Origin of the sequence: Acinetobacter sp. AL9, assembly GCF_041464035.1 — a bacterium.
Taxonomy (GTDB): Bacteria; Pseudomonadota; Gammaproteobacteria; order Pseudomonadales; family Moraxellaceae; genus Acinetobacter; species Acinetobacter towneri.
On record NZ_JAYFSK010000037.1, the window covers coordinates 1 to 26768 of the forward strand.

Sequence of the window (26768 nt, forward strand, 5' to 3'; positions counted from 1 at the left end):
GTATTTTTCTTAATAGTGACTATAGTACAAGTATTTAAAACGACATTTCGTGTCGTTCATATGGTTTACTCCAGTCGCTTATATCCTCGTGCTGAACCACGAGGTTTTTCGCTCCAGTGGATAAAAATAAAGATTCTCTATCCGTACAATCTCGTTAGAATACTCACAGCTTATCTTAGAGAATTGTCATGTCTAAACCACAGCAAAAGCAAAAAAACTCAGCCTTGGCAGAATTGATAGAAGAACAAAAACTGCTCTGTGAAGAATTTGGTTCAGCCTATATTGCAGTGAGTGGCGATGATGTTGTCGCAGTTGCAGTCCAGACTTTAAATAAAGACCCAATTGTGGGCTTGCGTAAAGCGCCAGAAGGTGAAGAAAAAGTCGCGTGGTACATTTATGGCGGTGAATTGGGTGAAGATGAAGTGAACTTTGAAACCATGCCTGTGCGCGAGTTGCAAGATATTTTGCCTGACGTGCTTCCATATCTGGCTTTAGAACAAGGCTACCGCTTTATGATTGATGCTGATGACTATGAAGATGTCTGGAAAGAAGGCGATGAGTCTTAAGCTTATGCGCATGTCGAACATGGCAAAAATATCGGTGAGCATTATGCTTGGACTGCAAAGTCTGAGCGTAATGGCACAAGGTATTCAAGCGCAGCAGTTGGCACTTGAAGCATCATCTACACCTATTACAATTCCACATACAGCCAATGGGTTGACCCAAACACAATATCAAGATTTGTTAAATCAATACACGCAAATTGTGAATGACAGCAAAAAAATATTGGATGATCCTACGAGCCAAGCAACGGCAGAACAACAAAAACAGGCATTTTGTGCACGCTATCACGCCTATAAAAATATTGCTGAAATTTCCGAGTACAATCCAAACTTGTATCCTGCACCCGTGATGTTAATGGTGGCAAAGCGTTATTTAGAACAGCAGCACAACAGTTTCACGGCTTCAGGTATGACTGAACAAGTTTTTTGTGCAGGAGCTACATCTAAATAGTGTGATCTGCCTTATAAGTGAATAGCAAATTTAAAGATTGAAGATGCAGGCGTATAAAACCCCAAAAACTGGGGATTCCTTTTAAGCAGATTGTGAAGTCATACTTCATTTTTTATCAATTTTCATGCAAAACTAACTTTGCAAAGACTGTAGAATCTTTTAACTTGCAGGTAGTGAACTGAGGGATAGGCGACATAGATGAAATGGGATGAAATTGGCGAGCAGCCTTGTTCGATTGCACGAACCTTGTCGGTGATTGGTGACCGTTGGACGATGCTGATTATTCGTAATGCCTTTATGGGCATGCGTCGCTTTGATGATTTTCAACAACATTTGGGCGTAACGCGGCATGTATTGTCAGATCGTTTAAAGCGTTTGGTGGAACATGAAATTTTAGTCAAAGTGCCTTATGTAGAGCGCCAAGAACGTTTTGAATATAAATTGACAGAGAAGGGCTTGGAGCTTTATCCCTTAATGCTGTCTATGGCAAATTGGGCAGATAAATGGATGGATCAAGGTTTAGGTAAGCCTGTGGAATACATCCATAAAAATTGTGCTAAGACGTTTCAACCTGTCGTGGTATGTTCGGAATGTGGTGAAGAACTGCATGCCAAGCAAGTAAAACCACATTTTACCCCAGTGTATTATCAGTACATCCAAGCACAGCAGAATTTAAAACAAGCCTAAATCAGTGCTGTATTAATCAGCAACAGTTTGTCTATAAGCAGTTGGCTGGTTTAGGAATACCCGCTAAACGACTTAAATGCCGTGCCACCAAACCTGTATTAAATTTTTCCTGCAAAACAGCGTTGTTAATCTCTGGGCTTACAGTTTTCATTAAAAATTTGATTAAAGGACGGGTTGCAGGTGAGTGTCCAAATTGCTGATAAAATTGGCGTACAGCGTGCAAAACTTCAAAATGCCAAGCTGTGAGTTCAAGCTCTAAACTTTGCGCCAATTCTTGCGCCACTTGTTCATTCCAGACAGTGTAATCCAGCAAATGTCCATCTTGATCTAATTCTAGTGTCATCTCTTGTTTCATTCACCCTTAAAAATGCTTTGCATTGGTTTCATATCATTACGGCTTGCTATTTTAAGCTGATACAGCGCTGATGTGCTAAACACAGCGTTGCAAAAGCTGCATAATTAATCGGCTGTACATTTTCCGCCAAATGACCATTCAATATTTCTGCATCATTTTCCAGTACATATATTTTGTCTAGCTGGGCACAGAGTGGATGTTGCTGATGCAATACCGCATCACCCATAAGTACAACGCTGTCTTGCGGAGCATACAAGGCATTTAGCTCTGCTAAAATTGTTGCGGTGCTATCAAAGCTCGCTTGGATTAAATATAAATTTGCGTCAGACATGCTTTTCTCTTTAGATGTTTAGATATGGTCAAATGATCAATCAGATTGTTAAACCACCGATCAACCTACCAATATAAAACCCGATCAAAGGTTTGAATCAGCTCCCGATTCAGTTCCACCCATTCAATTTCATGTACCGTATTTTTGATAAACGGCGAGTTAGCATGTTTATTTTCAATCAAAATTGGGCTGAGGTCATAAAACTCAAAGCTATCGACCAAATTGGATGCCACTTTAAAAGCATGTTTTAGTGAATCAAATGCCAGTTCCGACTGTAATAGGCTTAATGCCGCATCTTGTAATAACACTTTGACTTCACAACCAAAAGTTGCCAGTACCATTGTTGCAGACAAGCTTTCATGCACTTGTAAGCTGTTTAAATTGGCCTGACGTAAAACCACGAGTACAGTTTTCACACAATTTACCTTTTAAATGCAACAGATTTACAAAATGAATCGCTTAAAATTGAATCAGGCGTTCTGTGCTTTGCACTGCATCGGCCAGTTCGCCCAAGCCAACCAATTCAAAGCCTGCGGCTAAATTGTGTTGGCTCAGTTGATGGCGTTTGGCATTGTCTGCATCGCTAATACCACGTGCCAGTGCGGCACTTACACATACGGGTAAACGAATAGACAATTTTTGCCATTCTGTTTTGAGGTTGCGTTGATCATCGGGTACCCATTGCAACTCATTCGCTACAGCAACGCCATCTTGATAAAAAAACACACGAAAAGCCTCATTTTTCTGTTGTAAGGCTTGAGCAAGACCGAGTGCATGCCATGCATGAATAGAGGTTGGTGCGGAGGTTATTAGTAATAAGGTGCTCATCAAAATTCACTAATGCAATGTGCCAAGGCGCATTCAGACTTTATAAAAAAGGTAGTATAAATGATTTTAGTGACTGGTGGTTTAGGCTTTATAGGCTCACACATTACATTAAGCCTAATGGCTCAAGGGCAAGAGGTCATTATTGTAGATAATTTATCCAATGCAAGTATGCAGACCTTAGAGCGACTTGAATATATTGCAGGGCGTTATGTGCCTTTTGCCAAATTAGATGTAAGAAACACGCCTGCGCTGAACAAAGTCTTTGAACAATATTCGATTACTGCGGTGGTGCATTGTGCAGGGTTTAAATCTTTAGAAGAATCGGTGCTTAAACCACTGGAATATTATAACGATAACGTCAGTTGTATTATGAGTTTATTGCGTTCTATGCAACGTACAGGCGTGCGTCGTTTGGTGCATCTTTCAAGTATCGCGGTCTATGGTAAGTCGGGATTGAGTCTGGAAGAAAGCCAGAGCTTTAATTACACCTATGCCAATCCGTATGTAAAATCTCAGCAGATGGTTGAAGAAATCATCCAAGATACTTTTAGAACCGACAATGAATGGAATATCGCTATTTTGCGCTTGAGTAATATTGCTGGCGCGTTTGAACACGGTATTTTAGGCGAAGTCGTTGCTCCATTACCTAAAAATATTATTCCTTTGGCGATGCAAGTCGCAGTACAGCAGCGTGAAGCGATTGAGCTACGTCAGCAAGCCAATACTGCAGATCAAACCGCAGAACGCAGCTTTGTACACGTACTCGATGCCTGTGAAGCCGTAATCGCAAGTCTGCATTGGTTATTTCAGCAAACACATAGCTGTGAAGCCTTTAATATTGCAGGAGAAGTGGTTTCAATTCAGCAATTACTTGCACGTATTAGTGAAGTGACTGACACTGAGATTGCTACAGTTCCTGCAATTCATTATGAATATCCTGAGTTGGATCAGTTGGGTGCAGTCGTAGATAAAGCACAACAGTATTTACACTGGCAGCCAAAACGTAGTCTGGAAAAAATGCTAGAAGATGAATGGCATTTTTATCAAAATACGCTCAAGCATTAAAAGCAGCGCTATAAAATTCGTTGAAAGGCGATTCACGAAGCCTCATAGCTGAAACAGATACAATGCAACGGAATTATTGATAATAATTATCATTTACTTGATTGTCTGGTTTTTATAAGATCAATATAAGAATACATGACATCATAACGAAATCACGAGGGAATGAGGCTGAACATGCAAACACGTATTGAACATGACACCATGGGTGAAGTTGAAGTTCCGAATGACGCGCTTTGGGGCGCACAAACTCAGCGTAGCTTACAAAATTTCAAAATTGGCAATGAGCGTTTACCACGCGCCATGATTCGCGCTATGGGTTTGGTTAAAAAAGCTGCGGCAATCACCAATGCAAACTTAGGGCAAATCCCGCAAGAGTTGGCGCAATACATTGTCGGTGCAGCAGATGAAGTCATTGCAGGGCAGTGGGATAGCCAATTTCCTTTGGTGGTGTGGCAAACAGGTTCGGGTACGCAAAGTAACATGAACTGCAATGAAGTGATTGCCAATATCGCCAATCAAAAACTGGGGAATCCTTTAGGTGCGCAAAAGCCTGTACATCCGAATGATCATGTCAATCGTGCCCAATCGACCAATGATTCTTTTCCAACTGCAATTCATGTAGCAGCGAGTTTGCAAATTAATGAACTGCTCATTCCTGCAGTAAAGGGTTTGCGTGATACGTTGCATGCCAAAAGTGAAGAATTTTCTGAAATTGTCAAAATTGGACGTACACATTTACAAGATGCAACGCCATTAACTTTAGGGCAGGAATTTAGTGGCTATGTATCTCAATTAGATCATAGTTTAAAGCGTTTGGAACAGGCTTTAACAGGCTTGTATGAGTTGCCGCTTGGTGGTACAGCAGTCGGTACAGGCTTAAATGCACATCCTGATTATGCGGTACAGGCAGCGGAGCAATTGGCACAGCTTACAGGCTTAGCTTTTGTGACTGCACCAAATAAGTTTGAGGCTTTGGCAGGGCGTGATGCTGCAGTATTTGCTTCGGGTGCATTAAAAACTTTGGCGGTGAGTTTAAATAAAATTGCCAATGATATTCGCTGGTTAGCCAGTGGCCCGCGTTGTGGTTTTGGTGAGTTGCGTATTCCAGAAAATGAACCTGGTTCAAGTATTATGCCGGGTAAGGTTAATCCAACACAAAGCGAAGCGATGACCATGGTAGTTGCACAGGTATTGGGCAATGACACCACGATTAACGTGGCAGGTGCATCGGGCAATTTTGAGCTGAATGTATTTATGCCAGTAATTGCATATAACTTATTGCAATCTATTCAACTCTTGGGTGATGCCTGCAATAGCTTTAATGAGCATTGTGCCGTTGGCATTCAAGCAAACCGTGAAAAAATAGATCACTTTTTGCATGATTCACTCATGTTAGTGACCGCTTTGAATCCTGTAATTGGTTATGAGAATGCAGCGAAGGTGGCTAAAACAGCTTATAAGGAAAATAAAACCTTAAAGCAAGTTGCAGTAGAGCTGAATTTGGTCACAGCAGAGCAGTTTGATGAAGTGGTACGTCCTGAACAAATGATTGCACCGAATACCAAGTAATCAGTTTTAAACAAATTCAAGGTCTGTGTTTGTCTGCTCAAGATGACAGATAAACACAGACTTTGTTTATAAAAATCAGTGAAACTTTGAAGTATTCTTTCTTATTAAAATTATGTTGTGTATAATTACACAATGAACAGCAAAGACATTATTAAGCGTCTTGAGCAGGAAGGCTGGTACAAAGTGGGTGGTAAAGGCGACCATGAAAAGTATAAGCATCCTGAAAAGCCTGGACATGTTGTGGTACCACATCCACGTAAAGATATGCCAATAGGAACTCTACGCAATATATATAAACAGGCTGGTTGGGAGTGGAGGTAAAAATGTTATATCCAGTATATGTTCACAAAGATCAAGATAGCGCATACGGTTTAACCTTTCCTGACTTTGATGGATGCTTTAGCGCAGCAGATGAGATGCAAGATATTCAGCGCATGGCACAGGAAGCGGTTGAAGTTCACTTTGATGGTGAAGATATTCCGTTACCAGAACCATCAAGCCCAGAGCAATGGTTAGGTGATGAGCGATTTGAGGGGGGGTTTTGGTTGTTAGTTGATATTGATACAACAAAAGTAAATACAAAGTCTATTCGTATTAATATCAGCATGCCAGAAGCTTTAGTGAAACGTATTGATGCTGTTGCAAAAAAACAACATTTAAGCCGTTCGGCATTCTTAGCTAAAAGCGCGGAAATGGCGTTGCATTAATCAAGTAAAATATACTAAACCCAGCCTAAATGCTGGGTTTTCTATTGCACCTAATTTGAATGTAGAGGGGTAATTCATCCTAATACGATTTTAAATTTATGTGTTGGTGTAAAGACATAATTTGCATAACGGCAGAATAGGCTGCTACAAGGTGCTATCTAAATGTAATAGTTCAAAACCCGTCATTTAGTCGCATTAACCACTTTTAGATGCTTTCTTTTATGTCCGTTCCTTATTCAACTTACATTGATTAAGCTGCCATAATTGCTAGAATACGCAATACTTCAAAATACTGTTTTGCTAAAGTTTTGCATTTATTTTGCAAAATTTAATTTTTTTATAAGCAACTCAATATCTTAACTACGGAAATTTTCAATGCTCTCAATTTATTTAACAGATGTTCAGCAACACGTGCAATTTAAAGATTACCCGGGTGAGCAGCCTGTTAAATTTATCTTGAATTTTAAAAAGATTTTTCCAAGTGTAATGGAGCTTTTACTACCTGTATTGCCTGAAAATGAAAATCTGGAAGAAATGACGTGGGAATCGACCACTGCAGATTTAGAATTATTTAAGTTGTTGCTCAGTGGGTGGGGCGTAATTGAATTACGTTTAAATGCGCTCAGTCAGTTCAAAGGCAAGACATTTGCAGATCAATTGGTGAAACAAGCCCAACAAAAACGTAAAGACTTCGCCAAAGCCCAACAACAATTACAAACTGTAGAGCTAGATTATTTATTTATGCATGAAACACATGCCTTAATTGATGCAGAATTGGTAGAAGTAGGTGAAAAGTTCTATTTGCCAATTTTGCGTGATTTATGGAAAGGCAAAGTATCTACAAAAGTTTTGGAAGCGAAGTTTTAAGAACAAACCCATATTAAAAAGCTGCCTCGGCGGCTTTTATTTTTTATAGAATCATACAAGACGATTAGCAACCACTTGCGAATCCAGATCAACCCCAAATAGCCTAAGCAAAAATTTTAGAAATTTCCTCTCTTAAAAAATAATGTCTTGAATTTTCCTGTAAATCTTTATGCCAATACATCCCCATATTAATTAAAGGCAAGTCTACAGGCACATCAAAAATATTCAATTTTTGGCTCATATTTAAATGCTTTAAAATCATTTTTGGAATAGTCAGTATCGCTTGAGGATGCTGCTGTAAAATCTGTAACGCCGTAGAATAATGCTGACAACGTAAAAAAACCTGCCGTGATAATTGCTTTTGATGCAAATAAATATCTTCTAACAACATACCTGTACGCCGTGATGAAACCCCAATATGTGCAGAAGATAAATAAAGTGCAGTATTCATTTCTTGTTGTGAACTACAGACCACAAATTGGTCTTGAACTAAGGATTGAAACTGAATTTTATCGCCAAAGTTTTGTTCTAAATCAATTACAAAATCAATTTGTTGTGTTGCTAAATCTGCCAAAACCGTTTTGCGGTCTAATTTGTGGCTCAGAAATTGAATATCCAAGTTCAACTTTTGAAAATGCGCCACCAATTTAGGAAAAATAATCGGTTCAATTTCATCATGGATAGCAATTTTGAGCGATTGCAACATATTCGGCTCAAATTGCTGTTTCTGTATTGCAATACTTTGAATCGCCAACAAGGCATTTTTAATAGTCGGATAAATTTGCTCGGCAAAAGGCGTAGGCAGCATTTTATTGCCACTTCGCACCAGTAAATCATCTTGTAAATGTTGTCTTAAACGCTGCAAAGCATGACTGGCGGCAGATTGGCTAATACACAAAATTTGTGCAGCTTTGGAAATACTGCGCTGCTCATAAATTGCAACAAACATCGGGTATAAATTGATGTCTAAACGATGAAAAACGGCAAGATCAACTTTTGCATTGTTATGAACATGATTCATAGTGTTTTATTGAATTAAATCATTTTGTTCATATTAGTTTTCAAGTTAAGGTGTTGTAAAGCAATGAATACAATATTTTAAGGGATTTGAACCATGTTTGAGCTATCTGCACGCGCCAAAGACTATATAGAACGTACCAAAGCCTTTATTGCCAAAGAAATTGAGCCGATTGAAGCTGAATTCTGGGCAGAAGTTCACGAATTAAATCAGGGTGGTGACTGGACTAAATGGCAATGGCCAGCACAATTAGAACAATTAAAAGCCAAAGCCAAAGCTGCAGGTTTATGGAATATGTTTTTACCTTGTCCAGAATTAGGACAAGGTTTGTCGGTACAAGAATATGCACACATTGCAGAGTTGAGTGGACGCAGTTTGATTGCGCCAACCGTATTTAACTGTAATGCACCCGACAGCGGCAACATGGAAGTTTTATGGCGCTATGGTTCTGAAGCACAAAAGGCAGAATGGCTGACACCGCTGCTTGAAGGTAAAATTCGTTCTGTGTTTTGTATGACTGAACCTGCAGTGGCTTCAAGTGATGCGACCAATATGCAGGCAACAGCAGTCGTAGACGGCGATGAAATTGTCTTGAATGGTCGTAAATGGTGGTCTTCAGGTTTGGGCGATCCAAATGCCAAAATTATTATTTTTATGGCGCATACACCCGATGAAACCAAAGACCGTCATCATCAACACTCTATGGTTTTAGTCCCTGTGGATACTGCGGGCGTTAAAATTCAACGCATGTTACCTGTATTTGGTGATTACGACGCGCCACACGGTCATGGCGAAGTCAGTTTTGATAACGTGCGTGTGCCTGTTGCCAACTTTATTGGCGGTGCAGGACAAGGTTTTGAAATTGCACAAGGTCGTTTAGGTCCGGGGCGTATTCACCATTGTATGCGTTGTATTGGTGCAGCCGAAAAATCTTTGGAGTTGATGATTGACCGTGGCATGAGTCGTACCGCATTTGGCAAGGAAATTCTGAAACTCGGTGGCAATTTGGAGCGTGTAGCGGAAGCACGTGTGGCGATTGACCAAGCACGTTTATTAACTCTCTATGCAGCCTATAAAATGGATACTTTAGGCAATATGGCAGCACTTACCGAAATTTCTGCCATTAAAGTGGTTGCACCAAGTGTCTTGGAAAAAGTAGTTGATATGGCGATGCAGATTCATGGTGGTGCAGGCGTATCTAGAGATACACCGTTGACAGGTTTCTTTGCCCAAGCGCGTAGTTTACGTCTTGCCGATGGACCAGACGAAGTACACAAAGGCATGATTGCCAAACTTGAGTTGGCTAAACGTGGTTATCGTAGCAGCCGCAAAAAATAAGTCAGTTGCGAATTTTTTATTGTGTCGCTTGGTAGTGTATTCGGCAATATTTCTGATATTGCCGATACATCTCAAGAGAACACAGAAAATATATGTTAGATTAAAAAAATTGGAAAATTAGGGAAAAATAATGTCAGTTATTGATGTAGGCGGCACAGTACGCGAAGGCGAAGAACTCGATATTCAGGCAGTGACAGCATGGTTAAAACAACAAAATGTCGATGTCGTAGAACCTGTAGAAGTCACACAATATTCAGGCGGTGCATCGAACTGGACATATCGCCTTAAGTACAGCAATGCTGATTTAATTTTGCGTCGTCCGCCCAAAGGTACTAAAGCTAAATCTGCACATGACATGGCGCGTGAATATCATGTGCAAAAGAATTTAGCCCCGTTTTATCCTGTGTTACCTGAAATGGTGGCGTTGTGTCAGGATGAAGCTGTAATTGGCTGCGATTTTTACGTGATGCAACGTATTGAAGGCATTATCCCACGTGCAAAATTGCCACCAGAGCTTGATTTTAGCGAAACTCAAGTACATGAACTTTGTGTAAATGTCATTGATAAACTGATTGAGCTGCATCAAGTACCTTATGCAGGAACTGAGCTAGAAAAATTAGGGAAAGGTGATGGTTATTGCCGACGTCAGGTAGAAGGTTGGGATGCACGCTATGCCAAAGCACATACCATCAACGTGCCATCTTTTAAATATGTGCGTAAATGGTTGTTAGACCATATTCCTGTAGATTCAAAAACCTGCATTATTCATAACGACTGGCGTTTTGATAATGTGATTTTAGACCCGAAACATCCGACTCAAGTGATTGGCGTTTTGGACTGGGAAATGGCAACACTGGGCGATCCACTCATGGATTTAGGCTCGGCTTTGGCATATTGGGTTGAAGATACCGATAATCAAATTTTTAAAGCCACCCGTCGTCAACCAACGCACTTAAAAGGCATGTTCACACGTCAGCAAGTGGTGGACTATTATTTGCAAAAAACAGGCTTGAGCACCGATAACTGGACATTCTATGAAGTGTTTGGAATTTTCCGTTTAGCGGTGATCGCCCAGCAAATTTATTATCGTTATTTCCACAAGCAAACCAATAATCCTGCATTTAAGGATTTCTGGATTGTCATTCATGCTTTGCATATTCGTGCCTTAAAGTTAATTGGTTTACAAAAACTGGAAGCAAATGAACTAGCACAAAAATATATCGCCAAATTTAAGGAATTGATGCCGAAATGACCACCATTTATTTAATTCGTCATGGGCAAGCATCTTTTGGGGCAGAAAGTTATGATCAACTTTCGCCTAATGGTGAGTTACAAGCCAAATTGCTCGGACGTTATTTTGATCGCATTTTAAAAGAAGCACCCTATGTGGTGGCTGGTTCAATGCAGCGCCATCAGCAAACTGCACAACTGGCTTTGGCAGAATGTTTTCCTGAGGTCGAAATTCATACCGACAGTGCATGGAACGAGTTTAATCATCAACAGGTTTTCGCGCAGTATGAACCGCGTTTTAATCAACCTGAATTGATGAAAGAAGATGTCGCCAAAGAGGTCAATCCTCGTGCATATTTGGCAAAAATTTTTGAAGGTGCGATAGAACGCTGGACGGGCGGTGAATATCACCATGAATATGAAGAATCTTGGCCGCATTTTAAACAGCGTGTCGAAGATGCATTGCAGCATTTATGTGATGACTTAGCCCAAAAACAACCACGATATGCTGTGGTATTTACTTCTGGTGGTGTGATTTCTGTGGCTGCAGGTAAAATTTTAGGCTTAACGCCCAATAAAACCTTTGCATTGAACTGGGCAATTACTAACTCAAGTATCACCACTTTACGTTTGGTCGGCAGTGAACCACAACTGTTAAGCTTGAATGAACATCATTTTATTAAAGCTGAAAACTCAAATTTATTGACTTGGATTTAAGGATCAAACCATGACAAAAACAATTCTAATTACAGGTGCAAGTTCAGGTATTGGTGCGGGTATGGCACGTGAATTTGCTCAAATGGGTTATAACCTTGCAATTTGCGCCCGACGTTTAGAGCGTTTGGAAACGCTGAAACAAGAACTGGAAAGCCAGTTTGGTATTCGTGTTATTGCAAAAACGCTGGATGTCACCAATTATGATCAGGTGTTTCAGGTGTTTCGTGAATTTAAACAAGATTTTGGACAAATTGACCGCATTATTGTCAATGCAGGCGTGGGCGAAGGACGTCGCATTGGTAAAGGTAATTTTGCCATCAACAAAGCCACAGTAGAAACCAACTTTATTTCAGCTTTGGCGCAGTGTGAAGCCGCGGTTGAAATTTTCCGTGAGCAAAACTCAGGGCATTTGGTGATGATTTCATCTATGAGTGCCATTCGTGGTATGCCAAAACATCTTACTGCTTACGGTGCAAGTAAAGCTGCAGTAGCACATTTAGCAGAAGGAATTCGTGCAGAATTAATTGATACACCTATTCAAGTTACGACTATTTTCCCTGGTTATATTCGTACCGAAATCAACGAAGGTGCAAAAAAACTGCCTTTTGAAGTTGATGAAAAAACAGGTTCACGCTTACTTGCTGCAGAAATTGAAAAAGCGCCAATTAAAGCCTATGTACCTAAATGGCCATGGTTGCCATTGGGCTTAGCTATGAAAGTTTTACCATTAAAATTGGTCAATAAACTCGGCTAAATAGCAGCGATATCATAGTATTTGAATAGCATCCTGAAATTTAAAGCTGATGATGAATGCAATCACTTTAAATGACACGATGCTATTTTTATATTTGAGTCTCTACTTTTGTTTGGGTTTAAAATTTGTATTTTCGGTTTTCGTATTTAAGAGTGAAATGTGATGTGGCTTAGAACAGCAACCCTTGCCTTAATTCCCGCTTTGGTGATTCAGGGAAGTCGTGTTAAAAAGAACACGATCCGATTGCCTGAAGCCGAAGGCGCACGAGAAGGTATTACAGGGCAAGGGCAAACGCTGTCATTATTGATTTTAGGCGATTCTGCCGCTGCAGGCGTTGGGGTAGCACATCAAAATGATGCGCTTTTAGGTGCGGTGATTTCTGCTTTGCAGCATCAGTACCAAGTACATTGGCGTTTAGAGGCGCAGTCTGGAGATACTACCTCACAAGTCATTCAAAAAACGAAAAAACTGGTAAATCAAAAATATGATGTTGTGGTTACTTCTGTTGGTGTCAACGATGTAACACGCTTAATGTCGGCACAGACTTGGATTAAACAACAGCAACATTTTTATCAACTTATTCAAGCGAAATTCCAACCTGAATTAATCATTGCTACGGGGGTTCCACCAATGCATTTATTTCCCGCATTGCCCAATCCATTATCTTGGCTATTTGGACAATACGCAAAACAAATGAACTTACAATTAGAAAAAATGATTGCACAACAAGAAGATATGCAGTGGATTGAATATGATATTCGAAAATATCAATCCATGAATTTAGAAATGGCAAAAGATGGTTTTCATCCAAGTAAAGAAATTTACCAGATTTGGGGGAAAGAAGTCTCGGATAGGATTTTGGAGTGGTTTTAGGTAAATTAACTTAAATAATGGTATAGTGTTAACAATCGTCAACACTAAATTATAATTAAATCATCAAGCAGAATGAAAATATGAAGAAACATCCCAATAAACATATTCGCGAAGCAATTGAATATGCGATTGAAAACGGCTGGGATGTTGTCGATTCAGGTAAATCAGCACATGCAAAACAAATCTTGCGTAAAGTAAAGCAATGTCATAGAGATGAACTATGAATAACTATCACTTTACTGTTGTGGTACGTGACGCACGTTCTGATCTGTCTGTGCTAGAAGATAAGTTCTTTGAAGCGGGTTGTGATGATGCATTAGTTTGCAGTTATAACGATACAATTTATCTTGAGTTTGACCGTGAAGCTGAAAATGCAGAACAAGCGATTCACTCAGCATTAGACAATATTCGCTCATTAGGCTTTCATGATCTGATAGTAGAAGAGCAAGGTTATTCAACTTTGGCAGTAATGGCTGAACGTGCTGGAATGACTCGTCAAGCATTATCTTTATATGCGCAAAATAAACGTGGTGACGGAAACTTTCCACGTCCGATGTATGGACTTGCATCTAGATCTGCAATGTATTTTTGGCCAGAAGTTGCGACATGGTTATTCAATCAAGGGAAGTTACATAAAAATCATTATGAAGTTGCTCGTACTGCAATGTCTTAGCTTAATTTAAAGACCAAAGGTTCAATCTATAAATGTCTGATTCTAAAATAGAAACCCATCCACTCGAACCCTTTTTACCAGCCAATGCCAAGCTGTTAATGCTTGGGAGTTTTCCACCACCTAAAAGCCGTTGGAAAATGGATTTTTATTATCCGAATTATCAAAATGATATGTGGCGAATTTTGGGCTTATGCTTTTTTCAAGATAAAAACTACTTTTTAGATTTAGAAGCTAAAAATTTTCATCTTCATAAAATTATTGATTTTTTAAACACCACTGGCATTGCTATTTCAGATACGGCGCAGCAGGTGATTCGCTTAAAAGGCAATGCATCAGACAAATTTTTACAGATTGAAAAACCAATGGATATTGCAGCACTTTTAAGCAAGATACCTTTATGTCAAAGCATTATGACCACAGGCGATAAAGCGACTGATACACTCATGTTATCTATGCCTGAATCTGCCGAAAAACCTCAAATTGGGCAGGCGACACATTGCTATTTTGCCAAGCGTGAGCTGCATTTATATCGGATGCCTTCATCTTCACGAGCCTATCCTTTAGCTTTAGAGAAAAAGGCAGAAGCGTATTTTAACTTATTTAAAGAAATAGGCTTACTATAAGTAACTTTAAATAATTGTAGACAGTGATGGCAGAGAAAGAAAAATACGCTTCCATAATTAATGTCTATCTATTGTCATTACATCATCCATTCAATAGGGAATAATGAAACTGTTTTCATCATAAAACGCTGAAACTGTGTGGTTCCAGGATCATGATGATACGTTTGAATACTGCCATCTGCCTGATGATCTAACCAAATAATTTGACCGTTTTCGTCTAATTGCAGTTCATACGCAATTTGTGGCAAATAGCGGTCTAAAGATTGAGAAACATCGTTTTGCAATTGTTCAGACTCTAACACCAAGCCAACTTCGGTATTTAATTTTGCAGAACGAGGATCAAGGTTAAAAGAACCTACAAAGACCATGCCATCTATATCAAAGAATTTGGCATGTAAACTCGAGGCGTTTTTGCCTTTGGCAGGAATTACGTTACCCGTTGCAACTTCATACCAAGTACGCTTTTTTCGTTCAATATAAGGCTTAAATTCATATAAACGAATACCTGATTTAAGTAAATCTACGCGATACTGCTGATAAAATGCATGTACCAAAGGCACATCATTGGCTAAAAATGAATTGGTCAATACACGTATCTGTATTCCTTTTTCAGCCAGTTGAGTGAGTGTTTTAAGACCATCTTCTGTTGGGACAAAATAGGCAGAAACCAGTTCTAAATGTTGTTTGGGCTCACCCATTAACTTTAACATTTGTTTGTAAATCAGTTGCTCGCCTTGAGCTGTACCCCGAATTTTATTCGGAGAATCTGCCACAAAATGCGCACGTACCCACTGTACAGGATGTTGTTCTAATTTGATGCTGACTTCTTCTTGCGCGTTAGCCACACGTTCACGAATTTTATCTTTATATTTGGCATTTAATTCATAGCGATTACGCAATTCTCTCAATTGCAACGCGTTGCCTGTGCCTAATAATTGCTTTACTGAATAGCTTAGTTCGTCATTCCAAAACTCTAAAAACACGGCATTGGCTTGGGGGACAGCACTGCCATAGAATAGAATATCCATATCAGTAAATTGAAAATTTTCACTGGCATCAAAATATTCACGGCTAATATTACGCCCACCTGTCACGGCAATCGCCCCATCGGCAATAATTAGTTTATTGTGCATACGGCGATTGATTTGTTTAAAACGAAACAAATAATCCATCACACGAAAATGCCGATATTTGTACGGATTGAAAATTTTTATTTCAAAATTAGGATGCTGAGCAAGCCGTTTTAAGGTTGGATCAAGTTGCGTACCATTTTGATCATCAATTAATAAACGAACTTTTACACCACGATCTGCTGCTTTGAGCAGTTCAGCCAACATCAACTGACCAATTAAATCATCTTCCCAAATGTAATATTGTAAATCTAAATGGTGCTGTGCTTTTTGAATCAAATATAAACGCGAGGCGATGCTACTAAAGGCATCATTTAGAGAAAGATACGCTGTTAAATTTTGGGATAAATGTGCATCAATTTCCTGACCATTCAGCCAATGATCTACATAATGCTCAACAGGGCTATCTTTGCTCGCTTGATTCATCGGTAAACTGCATCCTGTCAGTAAAATAGCGAAAAAAGCCAACATTCCAAGCCAGTAACAAGGTCTTTGGATCTTCATGATTATTCTTAAGTCATTCTGTATTTATACATGGAGATTATCCTCATGTTAATGCTTGAAACTCTGAATAGAAAGAGGGTATTGTGAGAGTCTGTTGATATTTTATAAATAGCTTGCGAGATATCTCTCTCACATCGCAAACATAGACGAATTGTCAGCAGCCCCTTATCATCTGTTAATGTATTTTTTAGGGATAATTTGCTCATGAAATCACGTGCAGCCGTCGCATTCGGCCCAGGTCAGCCGCTTGAAATTGTTGAAATTGATGTTGCACCGCCGCAGGCTGGAGAAGTCTTGGTCAAAATTACCCACACAGGGGTATGCCATACCGATGCATTTACCTTATCGGGTGAAGATCCTGAAGGTGTTTTCCCTGCAGTTCTTGGCCATGAAGGTGCAGGTATTGTGGTTGAAGTTGGTGAGGGTGTGACCAGTGTTCAACCAGGCGATCATGTGATTCCGCTTTACACAGCAGAATGTGGCGAATGTTTATTCTGTAAATCTGGTAAAACCAACCTATGCGTTTCCGTACGTGCGACACAAGGTAAAGGTTTAATGCCTGATGGCACGACACGTTTTTCTTATAATGGACAACCGATTTATCACTACATGGGCTGTTCAACCTTTAGTGAATATACGGTAGTTGCTGAAGTATCTTTAGCAAAAATTAATCCTGAAGCCAATCATGAGCAAGTTTGCTTATTAGGTTGCGGTGTTACAACTGGTTTAGGTGCAGTTAAAAATACTGCAAAAGTCCAAGAAGGCGATACCGTTGCGGTATTTGGCTTAGGTGGTATTGGTTTAGCAGTTGTGCAAGGTGCGCATAAAGCCAAAGCCAGCCGTATTATCGCCATTGATACCAACCCAGAGAAATTCAAATTGGCAGAACAATTTGGTGCAACCGAATTCTTAAATCCAAAAGATTATGACCGCCCAATTCAGGAAGTCATTGTTGAAAAAACAGGTTGGGGCGTAGATCATTCTTTTGAATGTATTGGAAATACCAATGTGATGCGTTCCGCTTTGGAGTGTGCGCATCGTGGTTGGGGACAATCCATTATTATTGGTGTTGCAGGTGCAGGTCAGGAAATTTCAACTCGTCCATTCCAATTGGTGACAGGTCGTACTTGGAAAGGAACTGCGTTTGGTGGTGTAAAAGGTCGTTCGCAATTGCCAGGCATGGTTGAAGAAGCCATGAAGGGTGATATTCAACTCGAACCATTTGTAACGCACACCATGGGGCTAGACCAAATTAATGAAGCCTTTGATTTAATGCATGAGGGTAAATCTATTCGTAGTGTGATTCATTTTGATCAATGATGAGTAACGCGCTTAAATAAAGACCCAACAAAAACCAAGCTTCGGCTTGGTTTTTTTAACCCCTGGATTCGCTAAAACAGCAGCTTAATTTTAATAAATACATCCAATAAAAATTATTTTACAAAAAGGATTGCCAAACGGAACAATACAGCGTATTTTAATTTTAACAGCTCATTTTTTGATGAAAACAAGATGTTAAAGCAACCTTTAATCGCAAACGCTTACTATTACTTTTGGCAGTTTCAATGATTGCCTGAGTCGCGTTCGGGCAAAAGGTTGCCCACCAGTTGATACCTGATCGGCAACCCTGATCAGGTTTTTTTATGTCTGGTGTTTTGAATTTTATAGGTTTTTCGGAGATTTAATCATGTACAACGTTAATTATTCATACTTTAGCAACTTTTATTGGTTTTACTTTAGTCAATCTATGACTCAAGCCTTGCAATCCATTAGACCCATAACGCTGAAATAAATAATCGGACTGTAAAAAAGAGAAACAGTCCAAAGGAACAGACCAATGAATGCTTTAAATACTGCTTTACAACAACAGACCAACAATACTGAAATTAGTTTAAGTTTACCGCATCAACTCAAAGCGCAACTCCCACTTTCATCTACGCTAAAACAACAAGTCGCACAACATCGACAAATTATTCAGAACATTTTAGCGGGCACAGACCCTCGCTTATTGGTCATTACAGGACCTTGTTCAATTCATGATCCGCAAGCAGCACTCGAATATGCAGAAAAATTAAAACAATTACAAAGCCAAGTTTCAGATCAAATTTTCTTGGTGATGCGCGCCTATATCGAAAAACCACGTACCACAGTAGGCTGGAAAGGCTTTTTGTATGACCCAGACTTAGATGGCTCTGCAAATATGCAATTAGGCTTAGAAAAATCACGTGAACTGTATCTACAAATTATAGAAATGGGTTTGCCGATTGCCTCTGAAATTTTAAGCCCAATGGCAACTGGATATTTTGATGATGTACTGGCTTGGGGTGCAATTGGCGCACGTACCAGTGAATCGCAAATTCACCGTGAAATTTCTAGTGCCATGCCGTATAGCATTGGCTTCAAAAACGGAACTGATGGCTCCATTCAAATTGCATTAGATGCAATTCAGTCTGCAAGTCATCCACATCAATTCATGGGGATGAGCCAGTCGGGGTTACCTGCTATTTTGTCTTCACAAGGTAATCCGCACGCGCATTTAATTTTACGTGGTGCAAATTCAGGGCCAAATTATCAATTGGTAGAAATTGAGAAAATTCAGCAAAAAGCCAAAGGGCAGTTGCCTGCATTGATTATTGACTGTAGTCACGGCAACAGCCATAAAGACCCACAACAACAGCCGCAAGTCTTGCGTACCATTGTGGCAGAACGTGAACAGACGCAAGTCCGTGGCATCATGTTAGAAAGTCATTTGGTGGATGGAAATCAAAAGATTTCTTGCGAGATGACTTATGGTCAATCTGTTACCGATGGCTGCTTGGGTTGGGATAAGACTGAACAACTGCTTATTGAGGTCGCTGAAAGCTTAAATCGTCAGGTTTTGGCTAAAACTGCATAAAAAATAAAACTCCAGAAACCCAAAAAACCTGAAATTTCAGGTTTTTTGGGTGGGAGAGTATTTAAAAATCAACTCTTCTTAGATTAGTTTTTAAAATAACAATTCTTTTGCTGCTATTAAAAACTAAGCCTGAATATCTGCATTAGGTTGTTTAGCCACAACAAATTTATAGAAAATTAAACTGATTAAGGTCACAACAGCACAGAGCAAATACGCTGCGGTATAGTCATAACCCGCAATAATCCAACCTAGAATTAACGCGCCTAAGGCGATACCAATATCGTAACAACAAAAATACGTAGATGTGGCATGACCAATACGATCTTTAGGGGAGCGTTGAATTGAAATGGTTTGCAGGCAAGGTTGGGCAGACCCGAACCCTACACCAATTAATGCAGCAGCCAACATAAAACCGAATACACTGTGTACCTGACTCAAGACAATTAATCCTAAAGCAAATAATATAATTGCAGGATAAATCACATAACTCGCCCCTTTACGATCATAAATTTTGCCTGTAATTGGGCGCAAAATCATCATCGAAACTGCAAATATCACGAAGAATAAACTCGCATAAGACAGCATATTGCGTGATTCTGCAAAGGTGGAAATAAATGACATAATACTGGCATACGCGAAAGAAACCATCATCGCCATGAGTGATACAGGAATTGCTTTTTTCTCTACAAAATCTTGAAGCCCTAATTTACGTTTAGGTGTTGTTTCAGTTTTTACTTTTTGGGTCGCAATTGGAATCATTAAACAGAAGGTGAAACCTACCCAAACACTGACGGATAGTAAGGTAGAAATACTGGCATAAGAAACACTTTGAATCAGACTTAAACCAATTAAAGGTCCCAATACAATCCCTAAATTTACTGACACCAAAAAATAGCCCATACCTTCACCTTTGCGACTGTCTGGAATAAAGTTATTGGCAATAGGGACGGTAACTGTGGTGACAATGCTGAACCAAATCCCATGTAAAAAACGCAGTACGAGTAGAAACAGTAAACTATCTACAAAAATGTATGCCACGCTACACAGACAAAACATGATTTCAGAAACATATAAGGTTTTCTTTACACCAAATTTTTCAATAATCAAACCGCTAAATGGGCGAATCGCGATTGCAGATAACATAAACAAAGTCATGGCTAAACCTGCCTGTGACAAGCTACCACCCAACTCATTCACAATATAAATAGGCAAAACTGTCGTTTGCGCAAAATAAAATATGAATAAGAACAAGTTATTGAATAAGCAGAGAATAAACGACTTATTCCATAAATGTTCGACATTTATAGCTGACATAACTTAAACCTATATATGGTGAGTGGAGTAGCGTGCAATGTGTACTTTGTTATACAGATGCTTTGTTATTGGAAGTCATCACACAGTAAGATCATGCAAAAAATAATAAACCCATTTATGTGAAAAGTATAGTTATTTAATAAAATTAAAACTAAAATTAGATTTTAATTCTATTTTTTTAATTGTTTTATCAAATAAAGATAATTTTATTTATTTCGCAAATTGCAATGCAAAAAAAATCAGCCGAAGCTGATTTCTTTGAATTTGAGCGATTAAACACTACAAATTTAAGGCTTATAAGCCAGATTCATAGTCCGCACTTGATAAAAGCTGTTCCACATCTGCCATATTGTCTGGCTTGATTTTATAAATCCAGCCTTTGCCATACGGTTCATCATTTACAAAGTCAGGGTCATCGTCTAAATTGCTATTTACTTCAACTACTTCGCCTGAAACAGGGGCGTGAATATCTGAAGCTGTTTTAACAGACTCAACCACACCTGCTTGTTCACCCGCAATTACTTTTTGACCAACTTCAGGTGCTTCTACATAGACCAAATCGCCTAAAGCATCTTGTGCGTGGTCTGAAATGCCTGTGACGACCAAATCACCTTCAATACGCACCCATTCATGTGTTCTTGCATATTTTAATTCCGCTGGGTGATTCATTTGATAACTCCTTAAATTGTATCGAATCTTTTTGCCATGTTTTATACATGCTTTTTGCTAAAAACAAAAGTTTATAAATACGGATCTTTACGCCAATTGCTCGGACTGCGTCCACTCCAGCGTTTAAAAGCACGACTAAAATTTGCCACATCGCTATAACCCAATTCATCGGCAATTTGCTCTAGCGTGTAGTCTGTACGGGAAAGCAGGGAAGTTGCATGCCGATAACGTACTTCATCGACCAAGTTTGAAAATGAAGTACCTTCTGCAGCCAGTTGACGTTTGAGTGTGCGGTCGGACATGTGTAGATAGTCGGCAACATTTTCAATGCTTAAATAATGCTGTTCTGCGTGGGTTAAAATATCACGTACTCGCATAGAAATGCGGCGACGTTCACCTAAAGCAGAAAGTTCGGCTTCACATTGATTAATCGCAATTTGACTGGCAATAGGATCGGCATTAATCATTTTTAAGCCTAGATATTGCTTGTCAAAACTTAAACCTAAATACGGCTGATCAAAACGGAATTGATGATAAGGAAATTTCGAAAAATACTGATCAAAACCTGCAGGTTTAGGAAAGTCAAAATCGACTTCACCTGTAAAGTGTTCGGTACCTGTCATGGCTTTACTCATGGTAATCATGCCAATAATTAAAGCGATGGCAATTTCTGTGCGTAAAGGTTCCATGTGAATATCACACTGCAATTGCAGACTGGCTTTTTCACCAAAAGTTGAGAAAAACAATTGTAAAAAGGGCATACGCAGTTGAATAAAACGATTGGCTAAAATCAACGCATCACTAATTTCATGCGCAGTCATAATCGCATAGCCAATAAAGCCATGAATGGAAATGCGCATTTGCGTACCAAGATGATAACCGAGCGTCGATTCGCCTGTAAGTTTTAAAGCATGTTTAACCAACTCATTGGCAATAGGTGTAGGAATACGACATTCTGGGTCTGCCAACATTTCGCTATTGAGTTGAAATGGTGCAAATAAGGTATCTGCGTTATAACCCCAACGGGATACAACATCCAAAACCAATAAGCCATAAACCCCTGGAACACCTTGTTCCTGACGTGCTGATATTGTTTTCATGCATGTTCCATTGCATTTGCTAATTTTATTTTAATTTGCCTTAGCGACTGTCATCTATGCATATCTTAGTTTGCCAAACGGCGACATAAGAACGTAGATGACATATTGCATCTTGGCATGAAAATTAAAGAAATTCTATGGAAATTGTTAGACAAAACAGGCTTTGACTATATGCGATAAATCTGCATTTCATCAAAGCCTGAGTTACAGCAAAGTTGCTGGAGATGCTAATTTTTATCAGTCGATGGTTTTACGATTTTATCTTGTTCAATTAAAAAACCACCTGTTTGACGCTGCCAAAGTTGTGCATAAATTCCGTTCATAGCCACCAGTTCATCATGCGTACCTTGTTCTGCAATACGTCCTTGATCGAGCACAATTAAACGATCCATTTGTGCAATGGTAGATAGTCTGTGTGCAATCGCGATTACAGTTTTACCTTGCATGAGTTCATCGAGGCTCGATTGAATTGCCGCTTCAACCTCAGAGTCGAGCGCACTGGTGGCTTCATCTAAAATTAAAATAGGTGCATCTTTTAAGAAAACACGGGCAATGGCAATACGTTGACGTTGTCCACCTGAAAGTTTAACACCCCGTTCGCCCACGTAGGCTTCATAGCCTTTTTTGCCACGTAAATCGGTCAATTGTGGAATAAATTCTTCGGCTTTGGCTTTGCGTACAGCTTCAAACATTTCTGCATCAGTCGCGTCAGGACGACCATATTTAATATTTTCAGCCACAGTACGGTGTAATAGCGAAGTATCTTGAGTGACAAGTGCAATATTTTTACGCAAACTGTCTTGGGTTACATCTTCAATATTTTGCCCATCAATCATAATTGAGCCGTGTTTGAGCTCATAAAAATGTAAAAGCAATTGAATGAGGGTCGATTTACCTGCACCCGAACGTCCCACAATACCAATTTTTTCGCCTGCACGAATATGCAGATTAAACTGGTCAATCACGTTTTTACTATTATAGGCAAAACTGACATCTTTAAACTGAATTTCGCCTTGAGCAACTTGTAATGGCTTCGCATTGACTTTGTCTTGAATCGCAATTGGACGTCCAAGAGTTTTCATACCATCTTGAATGGTGCCGACATTTTCAAACAGGGCAGAGGTCTGCCACATCATAAACTCGGCAATACTGTTGAGTTTAAGAATCATGGCTGTGGTGGCTGCAATAATCCCCAATTCTGCACGACCATTTAACCACAGCCAAATTGCAGTACCTAAAACGCCTACATACAACACCACGCTCAGTAAATTGATGCTGATTTCATATTGAGCGCCCAAACGCATTTGTTTATAAACCGTCACCATAAATTCTTGCATAGATGCTTTGGCGTATTGGCTTTCACGGCCTGCATGCGCAAACAATTTTACGGTTTGGATATTGGTATAAGCATCGGTCACACGTCCTGTCATCACTGCACGTGCATCGGCTTGTTCATTAGATACTTTGCTCAAACGCGGAATAAAATAAGCTGCTGCAAGAATAAATAAAGCCAACCATAGCAATAACGGCAAAATGAGCATTGGAGAAATTGCGCCCAATACCAGACTAATCGTAATAAAGTAAATGAATACATAGGCAAGCATATCGCCCAAAATGACCCAAAACTCACGTACTGCTAAGGCGGTTTGCATGACTTTGGCAGAGAGTCTTCCTGCAAAATCATTATGGAAAAAATCCAGACTTTGTTGCAACATTAAATTGTGGAAACGCCAACGCAAACGCATTGGAAAACCACTGTATAACATTTGATGCTTCACAATTGACTGCGCACTGGCAAAAAAGATATTGGCCAATAAAATACAAAACAGCAAAGTAAGGTTCTGCTGATGTTGCGCAAGGAAAGTATCTGGCTGACTTTGACTAAGCCATGTGACTAAATCGCCAATTTTTGCATATAGCAAAGCTTCAAAGCTGGCAGCGCCTGCAGTACATAAAACCAATAACAATAAATATGGGCGCACACCTGAAGTTGCTTGCCAAACAAAGGCAAAAAACGTGGTTGGCAAGGGTTCGGTCAAACCTTTATTTGGATAAGGATCTATAAGTTTCTCGAACCACTTGAGCATACGATGTTACCTTGATGACTAAACCTAAATTTAAAGATAGATAAATTTAAGACAGTAAAAACAAAAACTTAGGATAAAGTTAAGAGCATTCCTGTGAATATTTCTTAACTTATAGTGATACAGCTTGTAGGTCTAGTTTACGCCATAACACAGCAAATGTTGAAAATAGAAATATAGATGATTAATTTGCATACAAAATCACGTTATAGATTCACTTTTATACATAAAGCTGCAACACATCAAAAATTATCCATCCACAAAAAGCGTATTGGTTCACATTTTTAATGATATTTCATCGAACCAATAGCATATAAACATTTAATTTTAATGAAAAAATTAATTTAAATTCAACATTGATTGCTATAATCACGCCCATTTTTAGCACAACCGTGCTGTAAATTGGTTTTAAGTTGATATTTTTATGATGCGTAATTTTTTAGGTGCAATTGCACTATATTTGGGATTTATTTTTCCTGCTCAAGCCATGCCATTTGATCCATTGATTGGTACATGGAAAGTCATTGATGATCATACAGGGCATTATGTTGCAGAAATTGTGATTCGTAAGAACTCTAAAACTTCGGAATATAGTGCTGTAATTACTCGAAATTTGTTATCGGTAGGCACAATTCAATTAGAGATATGCAGTAAATGCCAAGGCAACTTAAAGAATCAGCCCATAAAAGGCATGCAGGCATTAGAAGGCTTAGTGGCAAATTCAAATCCGAAACAATTTTCGCAAGGACAATGGATTAATCCGAAAGATGGTTATGTCTATAAAATTGATGCTCAATTAAATGCGGCGAATAATCAAATGAAAGTATATGGCAAAGCCAAGAGCGCGAATGCGATTAGCACGATGACTTTGTGAATGATAAGATAAATTGAGACACCGAACACTCAAAATAAACCCATATATATCAATTGCTTAATATATTCATGTTATTCCTAAGTAGAAATGTCCTACCTAATAACCAAATAGAAATGTCCTATACAGACACTTCCAAGTCAAGCACAGGATTCAGATTTCGTTCTTTGATTACTGTTTTCTGTGCACGTCTGCTCGGCATCTTTTGAGAACGATTGCGTTTGTTTTGCTGTTCTAATTCTTCGTGCTGTTGTTGAATATGATTGAGAACAGCACCTAAACGTTTATTCTCAACAACCTCTCGCTGGTTGAGCTGACTTAATTTATCGAAGATGCTGTAATTGATTTTTCTTCCTTGATGTTCAATGGCTACCGTGCCATCCGGGTATTCCAGAAACTCAAGATACTTGCCGATCAACCTTTTATTTTCTTCGGTATTTTCCAGTAAATATACGCATTTATCATAAGTAATCGTCAGGCTGTTCGTGACTCTGCGGGGTTCACGCCAGGTAAAAACATCATCTAATTCTTCGGCTGTTTCAGTGACAGTCCGGTGTAGATCCTTGGGATTAAAGGCCATATTGGCAAATTTACGATTAAATTGCTCGATAAAGCAGGGCAGCCAGGCATTCGCTTGCTCAATCGAACAGATGCCTTCCAGGCGCATTTCTTTAATCAGACGGTCCTGAAGCGTTCTATTCGCCCGTTCTACACGGCCTTTGGCTTGTGGTGAATTGGCGAAGATGATATCGATATTGAGGGTACTGAGTACGCGTCCAAACTGGGTAATCTTGGTGTCTTTCTTGCTGCTTTGATTCACCCTGAAGACTGAATGTTTATCACTGTAAAACGCCAACGGCTTACCATGCTGCTCAACATACAAACGTGTTGAAATCATATAGTCAAATGCTGATTCCGACTCACAGAAGCGTAAATGCTGTAATTTTCCTGTGGCATCATCGATAAATACCAGCAGACAGCACTTAGCAGCGCGTCCTTCAAACCAGTCATGGTGTGAGCCATCGATTTGAATCAGTTCACCATAACAATCTCGGTTATAACGAGGCTGATACGGGCGTTTCAGGCGCTTGGCGCGAGGAATCCACAGATCGGCTGCAATCATCCAGGAACGCAGTGTTTCCACTGAAATATCGAATCCATGAACAGTGGTGAGCTTTTCATGCGCTAAAGTGGGTCCGAAACCATGCAGTTGATCCGAAACAATATTGAGGCACTTGAGTCTGAGCTCTTCAGGAAGCCTGGAATTGCTGATTTGGCCACGTGCAGCATGTGCTAATGCAGCTGGGCCTTGAGCTTTGTATTTTTGCAATAAACGTCTGATCTGACGTTCTGAAATATGAAGTAGCTGAGCAGCTTGGGACTGGGTTATGCGTTGATCACAGATTTCTTGCAAGACCGACAATTGAACCGTACCGGGTTTGTCGGAGACCAACTTTCTTGAGAGAATGTTCCAATGACAAAACCAAAATATACCCCTGAAATCAGAGAAAGAGCGGTTCAATTATTGATTGAATCTGAAAAAGATTATCC

30 protein-coding genes are annotated in these 26768 nt (G+C 39.5%); 19 read left to right on the forward strand and 11 right to left on the reverse strand.

The window, feature by feature from the left end; genetic code table 11:
• The first annotated feature begins 188 nt into the window (after nt 1-188).
• The 3 genes from ACEO2X_RS09285 (at nt 189) to ACEO2X_RS09295 (ending at nt 1701) form a co-directional block, all read left to right on the forward strand.
• Complete coding sequence (locus ACEO2X_RS09285; RefSeq protein WP_096902818.1) at nt 189-566, forward strand: hypothetical protein; 378 nt, start codon at nt 189-191, stop codon at nt 564-566.
• Nucleotides 556-1014, forward strand: coding sequence for a hypothetical protein (locus ACEO2X_RS09290; RefSeq protein WP_026438387.1), 459 nt, complete (start codon nt 556-558; stop codon nt 1012-1014). Before ACEO2X_RS09285 ends, ACEO2X_RS09290 begins: the two co-directional genes overlap by 11 nt.
• Nucleotides 1015-1212: 198 nt before the next feature.
• Nucleotides 1213-1701 carry a helix-turn-helix domain-containing protein gene (locus ACEO2X_RS09295; protein WP_004973550.1) on the forward strand — a complete coding sequence of 163 codons (489 nt, stop codon included), beginning with the start codon at nt 1213-1215 and terminating at the stop codon, nt 1699-1701.
• A 31-nt stretch (nt 1702-1732) separates the two neighbouring features.
• On the opposite strand, the gene ACEO2X_RS09300 is transcribed toward ACEO2X_RS09295, so the two are convergent.
• The 4 genes from ACEO2X_RS09300 to tusD all read right to left on the reverse strand — a co-directional run bounded on the left by ACEO2X_RS09300 (nt 1733) and on the right by tusD (nt 3215).
• Nucleotides 1733-2044, reverse strand: coding sequence for a TusE/DsrC/DsvC family sulfur relay protein (locus ACEO2X_RS09300; protein WP_026438386.1), 312 nt, complete (start codon nt 2042-2044; stop codon nt 1733-1735).
• A 58-nt stretch (nt 2045-2102) separates the two neighbouring features.
• Nucleotides 2103-2387, reverse strand: coding sequence for a DsrH/TusB family sulfur metabolism protein (locus tag ACEO2X_RS09305; RefSeq protein WP_004973553.1), 285 nt, complete (start codon nt 2385-2387; stop codon nt 2103-2105).
• Between the two features lie 65 nt (nt 2388-2452).
• Nucleotides 2453-2803 (reverse strand): hypothetical protein, encoded by a 351-nt coding sequence (locus tag ACEO2X_RS09310; protein ID WP_004973555.1) that lies wholly within the window; start codon nt 2801-2803, stop codon nt 2453-2455.
• A 43-nt stretch (nt 2804-2846) separates the two neighbouring features.
• On the reverse strand, nt 2847-3215 hold the full coding sequence (gene tusD / locus ACEO2X_RS09315; protein WP_154320742.1) for a sulfurtransferase complex subunit TusD: 369 nt from the start codon (nt 3213-3215) through the stop codon (nt 2847-2849).
• Nucleotides 3216-3275: 60 nt separating this feature from the next.
• Between tusD and ACEO2X_RS09320 the strand changes: the two genes are divergently transcribed.
• From ACEO2X_RS09320 to ACEO2X_RS09340, 5 genes are all read left to right on the forward strand, one after another.
• Nucleotides 3276-4280, forward strand: coding sequence for an SDR family NAD(P)-dependent oxidoreductase (locus ACEO2X_RS09320; RefSeq protein ID WP_371971874.1), 1005 nt, complete (start codon nt 3276-3278; stop codon nt 4278-4280).
• 174 nt (nt 4281-4454) lie between these two features.
• Nucleotides 4455-5849: a class II fumarate hydratase gene (fumC, locus tag ACEO2X_RS09325; RefSeq protein WP_179995488.1), complete on the forward strand. Its 1395-nt coding sequence runs from the start codon at nt 4455-4457 to the stop codon at nt 5847-5849.
• Nucleotides 5850-5981: 132 nt separating this feature from the next.
• Nucleotides 5982-6170 carry a type II toxin-antitoxin system HicA family toxin gene (locus ACEO2X_RS09330; RefSeq protein WP_004973562.1) on the forward strand — a complete coding sequence of 63 codons (189 nt, stop codon included), beginning with the start codon at nt 5982-5984 and terminating at the stop codon, nt 6168-6170.
• 2 nt (nt 6171-6172) lie between these two features.
• The gene (locus ACEO2X_RS09335) at nt 6173-6556 is read left to right on the forward strand and encodes a type II toxin-antitoxin system HicB family antitoxin (RefSeq protein WP_353675694.1); all 384 of its coding nucleotides are present in this window, start codon (nt 6173-6175) and stop codon (nt 6554-6556) included.
• 375 nt (nt 6557-6931) lie between these two features.
• Complete coding sequence (locus ACEO2X_RS09340; RefSeq protein WP_004973565.1) at nt 6932-7423, forward strand: hypothetical protein; 492 nt, start codon at nt 6932-6934, stop codon at nt 7421-7423.
• 103 nt (nt 7424-7526) lie between these two features.
• Here ACEO2X_RS09340 and ACEO2X_RS09345 read toward each other — a convergent pair whose 3' ends face one another.
• Entirely contained in the window at nt 7527-8444 is a 918-nt protein-coding gene (locus tag ACEO2X_RS09345; RefSeq protein WP_371971876.1) for a LysR family transcriptional regulator, read from the reverse strand.
• A gap of 93 nt (nt 8445-8537) precedes the next feature.
• Between ACEO2X_RS09345 and ACEO2X_RS09350 the strand changes: the two genes are divergently transcribed.
• The 8 genes from ACEO2X_RS09350 to ACEO2X_RS09385 all read left to right on the forward strand — a co-directional run bounded on the left by ACEO2X_RS09350 (nt 8538) and on the right by ACEO2X_RS09385 (nt 14649).
• Nucleotides 8538-9779, forward strand: coding sequence for an acyl-CoA dehydrogenase family protein (locus ACEO2X_RS09350; protein ID WP_004973568.1), 1242 nt, complete (start codon nt 8538-8540; stop codon nt 9777-9779).
• Nucleotides 9780-9909: 130 nt separating this feature from the next.
• On the forward strand, nt 9910-11031 hold the full coding sequence (locus tag ACEO2X_RS09355; protein ID WP_179994188.1) for a phosphotransferase family protein: 1122 nt from the start codon (nt 9910-9912) through the stop codon (nt 11029-11031).
• Nucleotides 11028-11726, forward strand: a complete 699-nt coding sequence (locus ACEO2X_RS09360) for a histidine phosphatase family protein (RefSeq protein ID WP_004973573.1) — start codon at nt 11028-11030, stop codon at nt 11724-11726. Before ACEO2X_RS09355 ends, ACEO2X_RS09360 begins: the two co-directional genes overlap by 4 nt.
• 10 nt (nt 11727-11736) lie before the next feature.
• Nucleotides 11737-12480 carry an SDR family oxidoreductase gene (locus tag ACEO2X_RS09365; protein WP_004973576.1) on the forward strand — a complete coding sequence of 248 codons (744 nt, stop codon included), beginning with the start codon at nt 11737-11739 and terminating at the stop codon, nt 12478-12480.
• A gap of 162 nt (nt 12481-12642) precedes the next feature.
• Nucleotides 12643-13353, forward strand: coding sequence for an SGNH/GDSL hydrolase family protein (locus ACEO2X_RS09370; protein ID WP_004973578.1), 711 nt, complete (start codon nt 12643-12645; stop codon nt 13351-13353).
• A gap of 80 nt (nt 13354-13433) precedes the next feature.
• Nucleotides 13434-13577: a hypothetical protein gene (locus tag ACEO2X_RS09375; protein WP_179994187.1), complete on the forward strand. Its 144-nt coding sequence runs from the start codon at nt 13434-13436 to the stop codon at nt 13575-13577.
• Nucleotides 13574-14026 carry an XRE family transcriptional regulator gene (locus tag ACEO2X_RS09380; RefSeq protein ID WP_154320746.1) on the forward strand — a complete coding sequence of 151 codons (453 nt, stop codon included), beginning with the start codon at nt 13574-13576 and terminating at the stop codon, nt 14024-14026. The genes ACEO2X_RS09375 and ACEO2X_RS09380 overlap by 4 nt, the downstream gene beginning before the upstream one ends.
• Nucleotides 14027-14058: 32 nt before the next feature.
• On the forward strand, nt 14059-14649 hold the full coding sequence (locus ACEO2X_RS09385) for a uracil-DNA glycosylase family protein (protein ID WP_104851964.1): 591 nt from the start codon (nt 14059-14061) through the stop codon (nt 14647-14649).
• Nucleotides 14650-14726: 77 nt separating this feature from the next.
• Here the strand turns inward: ACEO2X_RS09385 and ACEO2X_RS09390 are convergent, their stop codons facing one another.
• The gene (locus tag ACEO2X_RS09390) at nt 14727-16250 is read right to left on the reverse strand and encodes a phospholipase D family protein (protein WP_371971886.1); all 1524 of its coding nucleotides are present in this window, start codon (nt 16248-16250) and stop codon (nt 14727-14729) included.
• A gap of 237 nt (nt 16251-16487) precedes the next feature.
• Here ACEO2X_RS09390 and ACEO2X_RS09395 point away from each other — a divergent pair, with 237 nt between their 5' ends.
• Nucleotides 16488-17603, forward strand: a complete 1116-nt coding sequence (locus ACEO2X_RS09395; RefSeq protein ID WP_004973720.1) for an S-(hydroxymethyl)glutathione dehydrogenase/class III alcohol dehydrogenase — start codon at nt 16488-16490, stop codon at nt 17601-17603.
• A gap of 517 nt (nt 17604-18120) precedes the next feature.
• Nucleotides 18121-19179 carry a 3-deoxy-7-phosphoheptulonate synthase gene (locus tag ACEO2X_RS09400; protein WP_371971879.1) on the forward strand — a complete coding sequence of 353 codons (1059 nt, stop codon included), beginning with the start codon at nt 18121-18123 and terminating at the stop codon, nt 19177-19179.
• A gap of 123 nt (nt 19180-19302) precedes the next feature.
• Here the strand turns inward: ACEO2X_RS09400 and ACEO2X_RS09405 are convergent, their stop codons facing one another.
• From ACEO2X_RS09405 to ACEO2X_RS09420, 4 genes are all read right to left on the reverse strand, one after another.
• Complete coding sequence (locus ACEO2X_RS09405; protein ID WP_371971881.1) at nt 19303-20493, reverse strand: MFS transporter; 1191 nt, start codon at nt 20491-20493, stop codon at nt 19303-19305.
• 294 nt (nt 20494-20787) lie between these two features.
• Nucleotides 20788-21162 carry a glycine cleavage system protein GcvH gene (gcvH, locus tag ACEO2X_RS09410; protein ID WP_096902550.1) on the reverse strand — a complete coding sequence of 125 codons (375 nt, stop codon included), beginning with the start codon at nt 21160-21162 and terminating at the stop codon, nt 20788-20790.
• Nucleotides 21163-21233: 71 nt separating this feature from the next.
• Nucleotides 21234-22262 (reverse strand): AraC family transcriptional regulator, encoded by a 1029-nt coding sequence (locus ACEO2X_RS09415; protein ID WP_004973729.1) that lies wholly within the window; start codon nt 22260-22262, stop codon nt 21234-21236.
• 227 nt (nt 22263-22489) lie between these two features.
• The gene (locus tag ACEO2X_RS09420; RefSeq protein ID WP_371971883.1) at nt 22490-24349 is read right to left on the reverse strand and encodes an ABC transporter ATP-binding protein; all 1860 of its coding nucleotides are present in this window, start codon (nt 24347-24349) and stop codon (nt 22490-22492) included.
• A 421-nt stretch (nt 24350-24770) separates the two neighbouring features.
• On the opposite strand from ACEO2X_RS09420, the gene ACEO2X_RS09425 reads away from it, so the two are divergent.
• Entirely contained in the window at nt 24771-25220 is a 450-nt protein-coding gene (locus tag ACEO2X_RS09425) for a DUF2147 domain-containing protein (protein ID WP_371971885.1), read from the forward strand.
• Nucleotides 25221-25338: 118 nt separating this feature from the next.
• Here the strand turns inward: ACEO2X_RS09425 and ACEO2X_RS09430 are convergent, their stop codons facing one another.
• Complete coding sequence (locus tag ACEO2X_RS09430) at nt 25339-26670, reverse strand: ISNCY family transposase (RefSeq protein WP_371971887.1); 1332 nt, start codon at nt 26668-26670, stop codon at nt 25339-25341.
• Nucleotides 26671-26768 lie beyond the last annotated feature (98 nt).